Source organism: Fodinibius halophilus (genome assembly GCF_011059105.1).
In the GTDB taxonomy this organism is placed as follows: domain Bacteria; phylum Bacteroidota; class Rhodothermia; order Balneolales; family Balneolaceae; genus Fodinibius; species Fodinibius halophilus.
On sequence record NZ_JAALLS010000022.1, the window covers coordinates 65,376 to 81,883 of the forward strand.

The following is a 16,508-nucleotide window of genomic DNA, read 5'->3' on the forward strand; positions in this document are numbered from 1 at the left end:
TTGCCCCGCCTGCTCAAAATAAACCTGTATATTAAACAACAATCACTATTTAGACTGATAAAAGCGTTAGAACATCTGCCAATGTTACCTTCGGTGACTCCTGCCAGGATATGCTTGAAACGGGAAATTCTACATTGTAAATTTATGGTCTCCGTTACCGTTTGGAGCTCGTAGACTGTCGAAATTTGTTAAATATTTTCTGCTGGATACCTTGAAGCTTTTTGGTTGTTATATCCTTAGGAATTGGAATCGTTTCCTTTCCAAAATGGATCCATCCCTGAATATTCCCGCTTGCCAATTTCTGTTGATGTTTTTGCTTACTTCCTTCAGCTTCGGGTACTACAAACTGTTTCGTTTTGGTAGAATCCCCTAGATTAGCAAACACCATATTGTTAGTCTCGGGATCTGCATAACTTGTATTTACCCCTGAATCCGAATACGACTTAACATAAACTGTATCTCCGGGTGCAGCAAACTGATCTAAATATGCTTGATTTCCGTACTCTGAACGTCCTCCCCTTATTAAATCGTAGCTAAAGACATCATAAGAAGAAGGATCAGCAGAAATATCCTCAGAAGTACTATACAACGTTACTACTTTTCCCAGACCGTTGTGGGGAACAGTTGCACTAATGAAGCCTTCAGCATCAATAGTTATATCTCCATCGAAAGAAGTATCCGTATAGATGGTATCAATATTCGTTGTAAAGTCAGGGATTTTTGACAGTTGCGTATACTCCCCCGGCTTTATAAAAGCCTGTCCATTTCCTGCAAAGCTAAAAGCCGGAATGCGCATTGTACCAAAACCGGCCTTCTCAAGACTGATATCATATATGCCTGCCCGTACATCTTCCAGTAAGAATCGACCATCTGCATTCGTGCGATCAGAATTAGAGGTACCCTTCAGGCTTACCGTTACATTTTCCTGCTCGTCAATCGGCCTTACCCACTGGTCGTTCGTTTTTACAAAACCGGTGATACTTCCCTTTGATCCGTCAGCACTGCTGCTATTATCACAGCTTGTAATAACAGCAAATAAAAAGAATACTGCACATACAAACATTACAGAACCAGTCCACGGGAAAAAGCTATGCATATTTGTGCGATCAGTTTCGCCTTTATCCTTTGACCTGTAAAACATGATTAATTCGACTAAATTTGAAAAGTTAAAATCTATAGTTGTGAAAAATATTATGATTCCGGCTCCTTGAATTACAGACTGGCCTCAAGAACCATTACCGGAGAATCTGTTGGTATTATCTGATTTAGGGACAAGCCGGCTTCTTGTAATAAAGCTTCAAACTCGTCCGCGGTTCGCTCCTTTCCTGCATTCATAACCTGCATGTGCAGATCAAAAAACAGGGGACTCATGCCTGTATCTTCATCCAACACCCGTTCGATGAGCAGCAATCTGGTATCATCATCCATGCTTTCTTTACAAGTCTGCAAAATTTGTACGGCCTGCTCATCTTTCCAGTCGTGGATGATATGTTTCATAATCAGCACATCGGCCCTGGGCACACTTTCAAAGAAATCTCCTCCGCGGATATCTACTTGTCTTTTGATATCGTTTAACTCATGGTTTTCTACCACTTCGGCTTTGTCGAACAAGATGCCCTGCAAGTCGGGATTTGATTGCAGGATGCTTTTGAGTAAAATCCCACGGCTCCCGCCAATATCACATATGCTCTCACAGTCAGAAAAATCATAGACCTCCGGAATAAGATCGGCTGTCATTTGGGATTCAACTGTCATCCAATCATCAAAAATATCGGCATGCTTGGTGTGTTTCTTCGTATACTCGAAAAACGGCATCCCCACCGCATCTTCAAAGGCAGATTCTCCGGTCTGTAGTGAATGTGACAGATTATTCCAGGCTTTTTGCCATGGCTCACTGCCCATCAGAACAATAATATCATAGATACTGTCAGGCTCATCCTTAATGAGCAACCGTCCCGATTTTGTCAACTGATACCGATCATTATTTGAGGTAATCAAATTAATACCGGATGCGTAACGTAATACCCGGGGTAAAACCCCAGCATCCAAATTACAACACTCGGACAGCTCTTGCAGTGATGCTGGCCCATCCTTTAGCTGCTCACTGATGCCTGTTTCTACGATTGCTGACATTACTTGCAGATGGGCAAAGCTGGTAACCAGCTTCATTATTTCGTTATTAAAAGGTGAAGGTTGATCTTGCATACTACTTCTATTTATGATCTAAATTACTGTTTTATTAATGCTCCAATTTGTCACCAGCTGTCTGATCTCAGTTAAAAAAGATTATAGCCGGTAAAAATTCGGAAAAACTATTCCTTAGAATGGCTTTAAGTTTGCGTGAGCCGTCCATTGCCACATATTATCGGCCGGCTCCCACGTCCAGACGCTGAGCCGAGGGGCGGGTTCCGAGCTCGTGCGTTTGCCCTTTATGGTCTCGGTTACAGAAACTGTGTAGGTAACTATAAGCTGGTCATTTTTTTTGGTGGTCGTAAAATTACTCAGCTCATATTCGCCCAACTTTAGCCCTTCAATTAATTTAATTTCGGCCATGCGCCCGCGGGAACCATCGGAATGCACCGACTGAAAATTTTCGTCTATATGTTCTTTCAACCAGCTGATATTCGTATTCGCCATAGCTTTCCATACCTGTTTTTCTAGCTGTACTCCGTCAGCTTCAGGTGGTTCTGCTGTTGTTTTATTTTTTTGCTCGCAACCAATAAATGTAGTGGCAAGTAATATTAAACTGATTATAAAAAAGAGTGCTCTGTTTGAAGCAACCATATCCGAGTAGATTTATTAATTAAATTTTGCTGTAAACAAGTGATTTAGAACCAGGTTATGAACTAATGATTGAGTTACTTATTAGGGTTGTAGTTTTCGTCCATAAATATTTGGGCTTCTACTATCCATTCACTGTCTTTTTTGAGCAGAAGTAAGAGCGAGTGGTTTTTACGCAGTGGCACTTCATCGCCGTTGGGGTATTTTTGCCCTTTTATTTCCTGGTAGGTCCATGCAACCGCTACATCCGGCTTTAGAATACGAACCTTTCCAGTGGGTTCTCCGACCATCTCTCCGCTGTTAAATTCCGAAGAAGAAAACAATTTTTTCAGCTTCTCCTGTATTGCTTCCTGTCCTTCTCTCCAATCTCCAAAAGCGTTGAGCCACTGGGCTTCAGAAGAGTATATACTGGAAGCCATTTCGGCATCACGTTTGGCAAACCCCTCTGCCATAATACCTAATACCTTTCCAACGGCCTCTTTTTCGGTTTCTTTTGTTGGCTTATTCTCAACCGAAGTGCTGTTATCTTTGCAGGCAACAAAACTTGCCAGTATTGTTACGATTAGAGCCACTCCAATTGCAGGGTAAAATTTAAATGTACTCATGCTCAGTATTAATTTATTGTAGTTAAAATTAGTTATCTAAACTGGTTCGTTAGTCGAACACAAAAAATGTTGCTGGTTCCTTTACGATACTCTCCCCCTAATTATGATTGGTGTCGAAGATCCCATCGGTCGTCCTCTTTTATATTTCAGTTTCCCTTGTTTTCCAACGTTATTATTGCTTTTGGAGGATCGCCATCATGACCAGGAAAACCACCTATAGCTCCCTCGTTCTTGCTTGTTTCATAATCATCGGGTCCGTCCGCGATAAAATAACCGTAATCATCATCACCGCCATTTACGCCGCCATCGGCCTCTTTCACCCGTACTTTCAACTTATTTGATGCTGAGATAGCCCCGTCATATATAAATAGATTCGTATTCTTTGTAGAAGCAAGGTCAGGTAATGCAGGCTTAACACTCACCATGCCTGATTTTGTTGCATGACTCTCATCCAGCCTGCGGGACATAAAATAGAATTCACAGTCTCCGCCGAATATGCCGTCGTTGGTATAGTTTTTAATCCCTACCACCCGTGTAGTGGTACTGGCCTGTATCTTGCCGCCATTCCGGCTGCTGGTTACAACATATCCCTTTCTCCGTGCACTTAAACTATCCTTATGAATCTTTGGCTCTTGGGGATGCAGACTAAACATTGCCGCTATTTTAGCTTCTTTAATTGCCTGGCGAGAGGTAAAGGTTTCCGTGCTACCATCCGGGTGGTAGGAAGTTGCTTCTTTAATGTCGGGGTCAAGCACACAGGTGACAAACAGGTTGCTTTTGGCGTGTTCCCAGGTCTCGCGGTGTGTTTCGTAGGGAAGATAAAAATCCATGCTTGGCAACTCATCGAGCAAGCGATTGAGGACGTCTTCGCCGCCAAGTTTTTGGGCTACCGCTTTTTTCAGGGCGGCCCCTTCGGGTTGAGATAAAAACTCTCCAAACACCAGTTTATGCTCACGATAGGGTGAGGCATCCATCGCGCTGTGCACGCCTTTACGTACGTCGGGATTATCCAGAGCTGCCGCAACAGCATAAGCCAGTTTTTCGTTTGGTGCTGCGGGAAGGGGTTCCGGGGTGACACCCTGGTTACAACTCCCTACTAATAACATACCCAGAATCAATCCAATAACTTTTAACTGGTTCTGTTGGGTATTGCTCGCTGAAAATTTCATATAACTTCTTTTTGTTTTGTGATTAAAAACCAAGTGTTGTAAGCATTTGATGCCATCTAAAACGTAACAGGACAACAGGTTTGCTGCTTGTACAGATGTTGCAGATGTTTGTAATTTTGTGACAATCAGGCCTATATCAGCTATAGCCGTACTTTTTCAAAGACAATAATTTTTAACAGATCGCCTTCAAAGGAGCTTGCCATAATTCTTTATCATGTTCATTATTTACCTGTTTTAATAGGATTCATCAGCTGATTTAAAAAATTCTATCAGGTGTTTATTAAAAACGAATGGGCGATCCAGGAAAGGGAAATGCCCTGCCCGGGGAATAGCCTTAAATTGAGCATTCGGCATAATCTTCTTGGTTAACCGACCATATTGTGCAGGAATAAACTGATCTTCTTCCCCCCACAAAATAAGAGTCTTATGACTCACACTATTGAGCTGCTCATTTGTGAAAGGATCAAATACTTTTCCCTTTCCATCCCAAAAGGGACGCCTGCCACCGGGCTTTTCAAGTACTTCAGCCGCATACTTAGCTAAGGCTTCACAAATATTTGATTTTTCATGAACCAGAAATTGGGTTGCCCAGCGGGCGGTGGTCAATGAGGGGTAACAATTAAGCAACAAAAATCTTAGCTTGGCTCCATTATCCATCTGCTTACCCAGAGCACCGGAATTGATTAATGCCAGTCTTTTAATCCGCCCGGGGTTATTCATCGCAAACTGCAGCGAAATAGCTCCTCCACACGAGTTCCCAACCAGATAGCCCTCATGCAGCCCAAGCTCATCAAAGAAATTACGCAGCCAACGGGCATAAAAAGCTTTATCATAGGCCGCTGGTGGCTTATCGGATTCACCATATCCCACCACATCAGGTGCAATAACCCGAAAATGAGTAGAAAGGGTCCCGATAGACTGATACCAAACAACACCTCCTATCCCCGACCCATGCAGCAAAACCAGCGGGGGGCCGTCACCGGCCGCCAGGTAAGCCGTCTTGATATCACCGACCTGGATTTCGCGTTGCTCTACCGGCACCCCTATGGCTTCAATTAATTGTTGTCTTGCAGACATTTTATCCATGGTCTGATTTCCTAAACAGTCATTAAGAGCAGTGTAATAAAACAGGTGCCAATAATGATGCGAAATAAGCACCTGCGAAATACTCAGAATAATTTTGGAGAGGTAGTATCGGCTGCTCTTCCTGCTCTCCCGTCTATCCGGATTCCACATTTAGTGTTTTATCATCGCGCGCGTCCATATACATATCCGATATTATTTTCCATTTGCCATTGCGCTTGACCAACACCTTTAATGAAAAATTACGACGAACCTCCATAGGCTCTCCAGACTGAGTGTATTGCCCCTCACGTTCGGCATATGTTTTAGCTACTGCCACTCCATTCCCAATAATTCGAATGGTCGCTTGCGGTTCACTCACGAATGCACCTGTCTTAAACTGTTGTTGAGCTAGCAACTTTTCCAAGTAACACAAAATTTCATCCCTTCCCTTTAAGGTTGTTCCAAAAGCGTTAGTCCAATCGGCATTTTCTGTATAACAATCGGCCGCTAAGCTGGCATCCAACGTGCTAAAAGCTTTACCTATTTTGGCCAATACTTTTCCGACTTCTTGCTTTTCAGATTTACTATCGATACCAGTTACTTTACCTGTGGTTTCATTTTTCATATTTAATGACTGTGTTATTGCTATTATCTTATAGATTCAAATATAGATTTCTGGTTGTATGCCAATCGCTTATAGCGCATTCCCGTTGTAAACAACTGCTTGGACGCACGGCCAAAGCCATCTTCAACTGAGCCCAAAATAACCTGGCAATGCCCTAATCAATGACAAATGTGGCCTCAATTTTTGGTGGATTTCGTACCGGGTTTGCGTTATCAATACTATAGCTCCCTTCTTTGGTTAGGACTTTGGTACCATAGGTATCATCCTTATTTATACCACCCCATCCGCCATCAGATTCATATACCCTGGTATACAGTTCTCGTTCAGAAACCTTGTCGGGATGAATAGCCGCAAGTGGCGATATATCGGTTGTCGATGGATCGTCATCGCTCCCCGAATGAGCATGGATATTGTTGGACCTGTACAAATGAGGGGAATCTACCTTGTTGAGATACGTCTCAAAATAAATTTCACAGTCCCCACCGAATATGCCGTCACTTGTCCAGTTTTTAATTTTCGATAGTCGCGTATGCCACCTTGTTGACTGTTGTAATGATCCGCTCGCCTGGGATTCTGCAGCAGTACGATAGCTTTTGGGTTCTGCAGGATGCAGGGTAAACATTGCCGCCACCTCGGCCTGGTGAATCTGCTCTTCGGAACTAAGCGTTCGGCTGCTGCCGTCGGGATGATAGGCCGTAGCCTGTTTAGCATGAACATTCAGCACGCATACCGCCATCAAGTTATCATCGGCATGCTCCCATGTTTCGCGGTGCGTCTCATAGGGTAAGTAAAAATCTAGGGCCGGCAGCTCTTGTATAAGTTGTTTCAACTCATCTACGCCCCCCAACCTCTCTGCTAAACTACTTTTGAGGATACTCCCCCTCGCTTCTTGTAAAAAACTACCGAGCACCAGTTTATGCTCGTGGTAAGGTGAGGCATCCATCGCTTCATGAACACTCTGGCGTACCTCGGGATTGTCCATTGCTGCTGCCAGGGCATATGCCAGGCGCTCATTGGGTTCCTCCGGCATTGGGTTAGGCTCGGCCCTTTGGTTACATCCCCAAAATATCACTGCTATAAGCAAAAAGATTAGAAGGGGCAGTATTCTGTACGTATTGAAATTACTCTGATATAGCATAAACACGATCCTTGATAATTGATGATTAATCTGCCTGGTAATCTTTCTCTTTAAAAAATTGAGGTAACTTACTTTACATTTACAAAAACCCGGGCTTTGGGATACAGTGAACCTTCAAGAGGTTGTTCCGTCTTTTTACTGGTGTCGTATTTGCCCGACTTGGTTACTGTAAATGTGCCGTAATTATCATCCCCACCGTTTCCAAACCCACCGTCGGCCTCCATAGTTGTAACGGTCAGTTCATTTGACTCCGATGCGGCATCGGGATAGATCCAAACCGCAGGAGAAACAAGCTTGTTTCCGGCATGACCCGGCAGATTAGTTCCACTGCCTCCACGTCTTGGAACATGTACTATCTTTGAACTCCGGCTATTCCCGTCAGAATCGCTGGTCTTGAAATATATCTCGCAATCACCGCCGAAATAACCATCCGTTGTCCAGTTGTAAATACGGTAGACTCGTGTTTTCCACCTATCCGACTGAGTTGCTATAGGCGTTTTTACTTCGGAATCACCACGAAGTATCTTCTTCTCGGCAGGATGTAACGTAAACAGAGCAGCAACTTCCGAAGCATGCACCTCTTCTTTTGAGGTCAACATTTGGCTACTGCCATCTGGATGGTAGGCCTTAGCTTTTTTCGCATCCACATCCAAAATGCATATGGCCATGATATTGCCATTGGCGTGCTCCCACGTCTCGCGATGCGTCTCATAAGGGAGATAAAAATCCATTCTGGGAAGTTTGTCCAATAACTCATCTAACTTTTTCTCTCCTTCAAGCTGACTTGTTAGTTCTTCTCGAAGTTTGGTACCCTCCGAGCTCTCTATAAACTCCTGAAATACCAGCTTATGCTCACGGTGTGGAGAGGCATCCATCGCCGAATGGACGGTCTCTCGCACCTCGGGGTTATCCAAGGCCGCTGCCAGCACATATGCCATCTTATTATTAGGAGATTCTGGAAGAGGGTCCGGCGATGTTCCCCGGTCACATCCCACAATGGTCACAGCTATTAATAGACAGGCGACAATTTTCGGGAAATGAGTTACATCAATAGAAATAAAATTCTTCATCATTCAAAGGATTTTGTTTTAATAAGTTCTGCTCGCAATCGCTATCTGACAACAATTTTAGCTTTTACAGTTGGATTACTTAGGTCGGAATCACTGTCTCGTTTACCGGTAGCATAAACTCCCTCCTCTTTAACAGTAAAAAATCCCTCACTGTCATCACCAAACTGTTCCGGACCGTCGGATTCCAATACATGTACATTTAACCACTCTTCTGATTTGACAGCAGCATCAGGATGTATCCAAACCTCAGTCGATAATACTTTAACCTTTGGAGTATCTGATCCAAACGGATTTGAAGGGACATGCATTATTTTTGAACGGTATTCTTTTTCTGATTTGGTACTGCTGGTCATAAAATAGATTTCACAGTCCCCGCCAAAAAGCCCGTCATCGGTCCAGTTCCAGATCTTTTTAGCGCGAGTTCGCCAACGATTTGTTGACATTGCTACGTTATTTTTAACCGAACTGGCTGAACGCTGTATTTTGGGCTCTGCAGGATGCAGGGTAAACATGGCGGCCACCTCGGCCTGGTGAATCTGCTCTTTTGAATTGAGCGTACGGCTGCTTCCGTCGGGATGGTAGGCTGTGGCTTCCTCGGCATGCACCTCCGTCACACAAACCGCCATCAGATTATCATTAGCATGCTCCCACGTCTCGCGATGCGTCTCGTAGGGTAAGTAAAAGTCCAGTGTCGGCAGTTCTTGAAGTAACTGCTTCAACTCCTTTTCACTACCCAACTTTTTCACCAACTCATTCTTCAAAAGAGCCCCTTCTTCGTGCTGCAAAAATTCACCGAAGATCAGCTTATGCTCGTGGTAGGGCGAAGCATCCATCGCCGAATGGACGATCTCTCGTACTTCGGGGTTGTCCAGAGCTGCCGCCAAGGCATATGCCAGGCGCTCGTTGGGTTCCTCCGGCTGCAGCTCAGGGTCAGTCCCCTGATTACAGGCCGTTACCAACAGCAAGCCTACTGCCAGCAGCATCAAATAAACGTTTAGGCTATTAAAGATTCCGAATCTCATAAGAATGTACCTCAAAATTAATTGTATATGTTTCAATACTATTTGATGGTTCGACTTAATTTGCTAGGCAACCTCCCCTACCGAACCGTTATGTATTGCTCTGTTTTGGGATATTTTAAAAGCACTACATCAGACTCATACTTCCCTTGCATCACAACCTTAAAACTACCGTAATTATCATCATCACCACCGTGGAAAAGTCCCCCATCATCTTCCATTACGGTTACCTCTAAGGGATGAGTATCGGTCGCTGCATCGGGGTGAAGCCATACAGCAGGGGATACGTCTTTTACTGCCGCTCCAAATTTTTCATTTGATCCTGTTTGAATGCTAATTGTTTTTGAACGATGGGTTTCTCCTGCCGGATTCTTGGTTCGAAAGAAGATTTCACATCGCCCGCCAAAAGGACCGTCAGTGGTTCGGTTCCATAATTTGTTGACCCGTGTCTTCCAGGATTCATACTTCATTTGGTCACCTCCGGCAGTTGTCCTACTACTCCGATGGATCTTCTTTTCTGTAGGATGTAAGGTAAACATAGCCGCTATCTCTGCTTCTTTGATCTGCTGGCTGGAACTCAGCACTTGCCTGCTGCCATCCGGATGGTAGGCGGCAGCTTCTGTGGTATCTACATCCGTAATACAAACGACCAGCAAATTACCATTGGCATGCTCCCAAGTCTCACGGTGGGTCTCATATGGGAGGTAAAAGTCTAAATTGGGCAACTCTGCGAGCAGTTCATTGAGTTTATTCTCTCCGCCCAGTTCTTCGGCTAATGCCTGTTGAAACTTACTTCCAGTGGAGTCTTTCAAAAATTGGCCAAACACCAGTTTATGTTCTTGGTACGGGGACGCATCCATGGCGCCGTGGACACTCTCCCGTACATTTGCATCACCCAGTGCCGATGCTATTGCAAACGCTAACCTTTCATTAGGCTTTTCGGGTAGGTGACTCGGGGTCTTGTCTTTGTCACATCCCACAATTAAAACCATCGAAAGACTGATAGTTATAAAAAACGATTTTGTGATAGCTGTACCTAAATTTTTCATACTGATAGAATTTGTTTTGCACGAGCTCAGCTTGTAGTGAGCAAGGTGCAATATCGTTTGTGATTATTTCACTGCTAACCTATTAGAAATTGCGTACTAACGCTTGCACAGATGTTGCGATTGTTTGCACAAATGTGATCATCTGCCTTTATAAGCTCTGAGTAGGTTTTTTTAGAGAAATAGTCCATAATTTCCACATTCCCTTCTCAAGGTAGGCAGAGGATGTACCCTCATATTTTCTTTAGAGAAACGGCTGAAATATGAGGGTTCAATGTCAATTACTGATTATCCAGTCTAACTGTTGCCTTGGGAAAATTCTCGGTCTGATTTTTACTTGTATCATAATCTCCCGGCTTATCTACTATAAAATAACCGTAGTCATCGTCCCCACCGGTTCCACCACCATCAGCTTCATACATCCTTACTTTTAACTTATTTGACCCTGATACTGGCCCGTCATATATAAATAAATCTGTTTCCTTTGTCGGGGGAGTGTCCGAATTTTTTAATGCGGAAACCAATGCCGATTCAACACTCACTTGACTTGATTTGGTTGCATGGCTTTCATCTAGCCTGCGGGCCAGAAAATAAAATTCGCAGTTTCCGCCAAAAACTCCGTCAGCGGTATAATTCGCAATTTTAGTAACGTATGTTGCTTCATTACTCTGGATGATCTCACTACTTTGACTCCCCAAAACCGAGTGGCTCCTTTCCCGGGAGTTTGAGCTATTTTTGTGTATTTTCTTTTCTGCAGGATGCAGGGTAAACATAGCCGCTATTTCCGCTTCTTTGATCTGCTGGCTGGAACTCAATATTTGCGTGCTGCCATCCGGATGGTAGGCGACGGCTTCTGTGGTATCCACATCCGTAATACAAACGACCAGCAAATTACTGTTGGCATGCTGCCAGGTCTCACGATGAGTCTCATACGGGAGGTAAAAATCCAGCTCGGGAAGTTTATCCAAGAGTTCATTGAGTTTATTCTCTCCACCCAATTCCTCAGCCAATGTCTTTTGCAGTTTAACACCGGCTGAGCTCTCTAAGAATTGGCCAAACACCAGTTTATGCTCCCGGTACGGAGAGGCATCCATCGCTGAATGGACACTTTCCCGTATCTCAGCATTGCCCAATGCAATAGCCATAGCATAAGACAATCGTTCATTGGGTTCTTGCGGTAAGGGGTCGGGACTGTTTCCCTGATCACATCCCACAATTAAAACCATCGAAAGACTGATTGCTACTATGAATGATTTTATGATAGTTATATCTGAAATTTTCATACTGATAGAATTTATTTCGCACAAACTCGGCTGGTAGTGAGCGAGGTGCGATATCGTTTGTGATTATTTCACTGGGAACCTATCAGAAATTGCGTATAGACGCTTGTACAGATGTTGCAAATATTTATACAAATGTGATTTTCTGCCGTAAAATCCTTTCAGGAGTCATTTTGGATCTCCAAAGATGGGCTGAAATATAATCCAGAATGACTTTAGATCTACAGATTTACTCCTTACATATTCTGGTGGATTGATTCCTTCCGGTAAATAATCAGAGGGGCTGTATCCCCAAGAAAAGCGAAAGTCCCTCACATTTTATGAGGCATACAAGTTCAACTACGAGCTGGTATCATCAAGATATGCTGAAGGGGAAACTCCATATTTTTCTTTGAAACGCCGACTGAAATAAGACAAGCTGTTAAAACCTACGCTGTAGGCAATCTCGGATATATTATATTGATCTTCTCTCAAAAGATGTGTTGCCTTTTTAAGGCGAATATCTCGAATTAGTTGCGCCGGTGTTACCCCTACTTCTTCCTTTAATTTTCGGCTAAGATGCGAACGATCAATAGCCACTTCATCGGCAAGTTGTGACACCGTAAAATCACTGTCGGTCAGGTGTTCTTCTATAACTTCACTAACTTGTTGTTCAAGTTGGGAAGACTGGTCAACACTTTCTAGGTCAAACTCACTATCGGTAAATACCTCATGTAATCGTTTTCTTTGCTCCAAGAGATTTTTGACCCTTGCACGAAGAACATCCGCATCGAACGGCTTGGTTATATAGGAGTCGGCTCCCGTTTGCAAACCTTTTAGTTGGCCCTGTTTATCGGCCATGGCAGTAACAAAAATAAGAGGAATTCCTCGAGTCATTGTGTCTTCTTTGAGTCTACTACTCAATTCAAAACCGTCCATTTCGGGCATCATTACATCGCAGATAACCAGATCCGGTAATTGCTTGCGTACCGCCGAAAGCCCCTCTTTACCGTCAGAAGCTTCTAAAATTGTATAATCGGCTGCCATGATCGTTCGAATATAATCCCGAATATCTGCGTTGTCATCAATGACCAACAAAGTGGTGGTGTCTCTCTCTGCGTCCCCATCACTTTCATAATTTTCAACTTTTTGCCGAGCATCTAATACGGCCGATGACTCTATTTTATTGTCAGAAGTTTCTTCTCCGGGTTCAGTAATCTGCTCTACTGTCAAATGTGTTTTGCCTTTTAGTAAACTCAATGAGAAGGTACTCCCTTCGCCAAGTGTGCTCTCAACAGTAAGCGTACCCTTGTGCAAGTGAACCAGCTCTTTTGCAAAAGCAAGCCCAACACCGGTGCCCTCATTCTTTCGAGTTGATGTGCTGTCTACCTGGTAAAAGCGATCAAAAATATGACTCACCTCTTCTTCGTCAATTCCGATACCAGTATCAGAGACTTTTATCGTAACCTCAGTATTACTTTCAATCACCTTAACAGAAACCCGTCCATTCTCGGAGGTAAATTTGAGTGCATTAGAGAGCAAATTGCTGAGTGCTTTCTGTATTTTTTGATTATCAAAGTAAATCATGCAATCACTATCGGGTAGCTCTGTGGTGAGACAGATATTTTTGACTTCCGCCATAGGCGAAAATTCAAGTATTAATTCTTCCACAAAACTTGTCATTGATTGACGGGACGCTTGCAACTCCACCATTCCTGCTTCGATACGCGATAGTTCCAGTAGCTGGTCGATCAAACGCTGTAAACGTTTTCCATTACGAATCATAGGCTCTAGTTGATCACGAACAGCTTGCATCTCGATATCTTCATTTTCTCGGAGAATCTTCAGCGGCCCAATAAGCATAGTAAGGGGCGTTCGCAGTTCATGGGTAATATTAGTAAAGAACTGATTTTTCCGCTTATTAAGGCGCATTAACTCTTGTGCCTGCTTCTCTGTCTTGATTTTTTCTTGCATAAGTTGGTGCGAACGCTCTTGTACAGCTTCTTCGAGCTCCTTTTCTCTTCTTTTCAAGCGATAAGTTCGCAATTTCACTAATCCTCCTAGCAAGACAATGCCGAGTATACTCACCAATACATAAAAAATAGTCGTTTCATAGAAATAGGGACGTACATTTAGGGTAAGCTGAGCTTTCTTTGGATTCCAAATACCTTCATTATTGGCCGCTGTCACTTCGAATGTATATTCGCCGGCAGGTACATTCGTATAAAAAGCAGTCCGACGAGTCCCGGCATTAATCCATTTTGTATCAAATCCTTTAAGTCGGTATTTAAATTGGACCGCATCCGGTTGCCAAAAACTGAGACCGGTAAATTCAATCTCAAAATTTCGCTGCTTTGCATCTAAAGAAACTATGTCCTTATTAACAGCAATTTTTTGTTCTTCGCTTATTACTTCTTCAATCACCAGTGGGGGCGGAAGTGTATTGTGGGGAAACTTTGTAGGATTTACTTTTACTAACGCCTCTTGTGAAGGGAACCAAAGATTTCCGTTGTTGTCTTTGATACCCGCTTCCTGTACGCCTCCATTAAATTCCCTGCTTTTCAATCCACTTTCTTCATTATATCCGGTAACTGTCACTTGACCAAGCTCTCCACTGCTCAATCGATCCAACTGAGATTTTGAAACATAAAAAAGACCTTGATTGCTGCTCATCCACAACCGGTCCTGTGAATCTGCCAAGATTTGGTGTATTCCATTACTATAGAGCCCATTGCCCTTATCAATTACTACAAGCTCTTTCATATTCGGGGTACCACCATTTACCTCAATACGATTTAACCCTTTATCTTCTGAACCCACGTAAAGCAAGTAATTATCCGTTGTGTCAGCTGTATCTATATATAAACTGCGGATAAGGTTACTCGACAGATCATCATTTGTATCATATGTTGTAAACGTATGATCCTGGTAGTGCAGAATTCCCCTTCCGTTGGTTGCAAGCCATAATGAACCATCGGGCGCTTCTGTAATGTAGCGTACAGGATAATTTAGGCCCGGGCTGTTGCTTTTAACTTTTTGCCATTTCCCTTTCTTTTGTTGAAACAACCCATAATTTGTACCAGCCCACAGAATATTATTGCGATCTTCATAAAGTGTATATACAGAAAATACCTCCTCTTTACTCTCCAACGGAAATGGTGTTGAGAGTTGTCGAAATTGTTGCTCTTCTTTTTCAAAACGGAACAATCCCTCTCCCAATACCCCAATTAGCAATTCCCCATTTTTTCGCTCAATTATCGACTGTACATAAATAGAATTAGGAACTTCGCGCCCCGCTAGCATTTTAAAATCAAAATCACTATATGTACCACCATCTTTCAACCTTACCGGCCCGCTTCCATAGGTACCAAACCATATGCTACCATTGTCTGTTTGTTGTACCGAATATATATTAGCTTTTTTCTTATCTCCTTGGGGCTTATAAAACTGAAATAAGCGTGGTTTCAATCGAAGCAGTCCCGCATTGCTTGTTGTTAACCATAAACTCCCTTCGCGATCAAACACATAATCACTGATCTGACTAGCGGATTGAAAAATAAGACGCCCATTTTTGTATACAGCATCCGGCCCTAAAAACCATGGGCTCCCCTTGTAGCTGATCAACATCTCACCGCCAAGAGACCAGCCACTACCCTGGTGTTTTTTTATCCATTTATCCTTCATTTTGCGGAAGACACCATTAGTTTTGGTAGCAACCCTAACGATTCCGTTTTCTGACTGATAAATATCAGTTATCTGTGCGGACGGAAATCCTAAATCATGTAATTTTCCCTCCTTATATCTCCAAATAGTTCTATTAGCCCCAATCAGGGTACTCCCATCTTCCAGTGTAAGTATTGGGTTAACATTCATCCCATTTTCAGTTCGCACGGTGATAACTTTTGATACTTTTTCCCCATCAAACTGATACAGGGTTTGCTCTGCTTGGTTCTTGTACCATACCTCCCCCTTTTTGTTGACATACACTCTGGATATGGGACCTTGTATTTTTTCAGGTTCAAAGGCAACAAATTGCCCCTTGTGGTATCTTGTGATACCCCGTTCTGTTCCCATCCAAAGGCGCTGTTCACTGTCCGTATACAAGTAGTTAACTTCATCTCCGAATAAACCGTCTTCTGATTTTATTTGTCGGAATTTGCTATCTTTATAGCCTATTATCTCATCTTGGTCAGTAACCAGCCATAACGTTCCATCACGGCTCGTCTTTAAACTCATTATTCTATTGGTGGGAAGTGATGGGTATTCACTGGACTTAAAAATTTTAAATTCCACACCATCAAAACGTACTAGCCCGTCAGTAGAACCAAACCACAAATATCCTTTGTTATCAGTTATTATTTTTGTGGTAGAATTAACTGGAAGCCCCTCCTTAACAGTCCATTGATCATAGATATAATCATTATCTAAAAAAGACTTCGGTGACTCCTCAGTTTGGATACTAGTAGAATTTTGAAAATCTAAGATTCCTGAAGATAATCCTGAGATAGATAGCCCCAGACCAAATAAAGGCTGTACAGATGCAGCAAATACTATTGCCAGTTGCAATAATATCTTGTTGATGGGCCTGAACATTTTATTTTCCTTTATCCCGTCTATCTAATTATTTAGTATTTGATGAACAACACTATAGTATATAATAAGGTACTTAAACTATCGAGGCTTTTTTGATATCAATAAAAAAAGCCCTTCACGCGATTGGGCGTGAAGGGC

At 42.9% G+C, this 16,508-nt stretch carries 13 protein-coding genes; all 13 read right to left on the reverse strand.

Features of this window, described 5'->3' with window-relative positions:
- Positions 1 to 154: 154 nt before the first annotated feature.
- Entirely contained in the window at positions 155 to 1,141 is a 987-nt protein-coding gene (locus tag G3569_RS14880) for a carboxypeptidase-like regulatory domain-containing protein (RefSeq protein WP_205720230.1), read from the reverse strand.
- A 71-nt stretch (positions 1,142 to 1,212) separates the two neighbouring features.
- A complete protein-coding gene (locus G3569_RS14885) occupies positions 1,213 to 2,205 on the reverse strand; it encodes a methyltransferase (protein WP_165270598.1) in 993 nt (330 codons plus the stop codon).
- A 114-nt stretch (positions 2,206 to 2,319) separates the two neighbouring features.
- Entirely contained in the window at positions 2,320 to 2,784 is a 465-nt protein-coding gene (locus tag G3569_RS14890) for a nuclear transport factor 2 family protein (protein WP_165270600.1), read from the reverse strand.
- A 74-nt stretch (positions 2,785 to 2,858) separates the two neighbouring features.
- Entirely contained in the window at positions 2,859 to 3,386 is a 528-nt protein-coding gene (locus G3569_RS14895) for a YybH family protein (protein ID WP_165270602.1), read from the reverse strand.
- Positions 3,387 to 3,532: 146 nt separating this feature from the next.
- Positions 3,533 to 4,555, reverse strand: a complete 1,023-nt coding sequence (locus G3569_RS14900) for a hypothetical protein (protein ID WP_165270604.1) — start codon at positions 4,553 to 4,555, stop codon at positions 3,533 to 3,535.
- A gap of 234 nt (positions 4,556 to 4,789) precedes the next feature.
- Positions 4,790 to 5,632: an alpha/beta fold hydrolase gene (locus tag G3569_RS14905; protein ID WP_165270606.1), complete on the reverse strand. Its 843-nt coding sequence runs from the start codon at positions 5,630 to 5,632 to the stop codon at positions 4,790 to 4,792.
- A 142-nt stretch (positions 5,633 to 5,774) separates the two neighbouring features.
- Entirely contained in the window at positions 5,775 to 6,245 is a 471-nt protein-coding gene (locus G3569_RS14910) for an SgcJ/EcaC family oxidoreductase (RefSeq protein ID WP_165270608.1), read from the reverse strand.
- 154 nt (positions 6,246 to 6,399) lie between these two features.
- Positions 6,400 to 7,275 carry a hypothetical protein gene (locus tag G3569_RS14915; protein WP_165270610.1) on the reverse strand — a complete coding sequence of 292 codons (876 nt, stop codon included), beginning with the start codon at positions 7,273 to 7,275 and terminating at the stop codon, positions 6,400 to 6,402.
- Between the two features lie 176 nt (positions 7,276 to 7,451).
- Positions 7,452 to 8,456 carry a hypothetical protein gene (locus G3569_RS14920; RefSeq protein WP_165270612.1) on the reverse strand — a complete coding sequence of 335 codons (1,005 nt, stop codon included), beginning with the start codon at positions 8,454 to 8,456 and terminating at the stop codon, positions 7,452 to 7,454.
- Positions 8,457 to 8,494: 38 nt separating this feature from the next.
- Complete coding sequence (locus tag G3569_RS14925; RefSeq protein ID WP_165270614.1) at positions 8,495 to 9,475, reverse strand: hypothetical protein; 981 nt, start codon at positions 9,473 to 9,475, stop codon at positions 8,495 to 8,497.
- Between the two features lie 77 nt (positions 9,476 to 9,552).
- Complete coding sequence (locus G3569_RS14930; protein WP_165270616.1) at positions 9,553 to 10,521, reverse strand: hypothetical protein; 969 nt, start codon at positions 10,519 to 10,521, stop codon at positions 9,553 to 9,555.
- A 278-nt stretch (positions 10,522 to 10,799) separates the two neighbouring features.
- Entirely contained in the window at positions 10,800 to 11,801 is a 1,002-nt protein-coding gene (locus tag G3569_RS14935; protein ID WP_165270618.1) for a hypothetical protein, read from the reverse strand.
- Positions 11,802 to 12,137: 336 nt separating this feature from the next.
- Positions 12,138 to 16,370 (reverse strand): hybrid sensor histidine kinase/response regulator transcription factor, encoded by a 4,233-nt coding sequence (locus tag G3569_RS14940; protein WP_165270620.1) that lies wholly within the window; start codon positions 16,368 to 16,370, stop codon positions 12,138 to 12,140.
- Between the last annotated feature and the right edge of the window lie 138 nt (positions 16,371 to 16,508).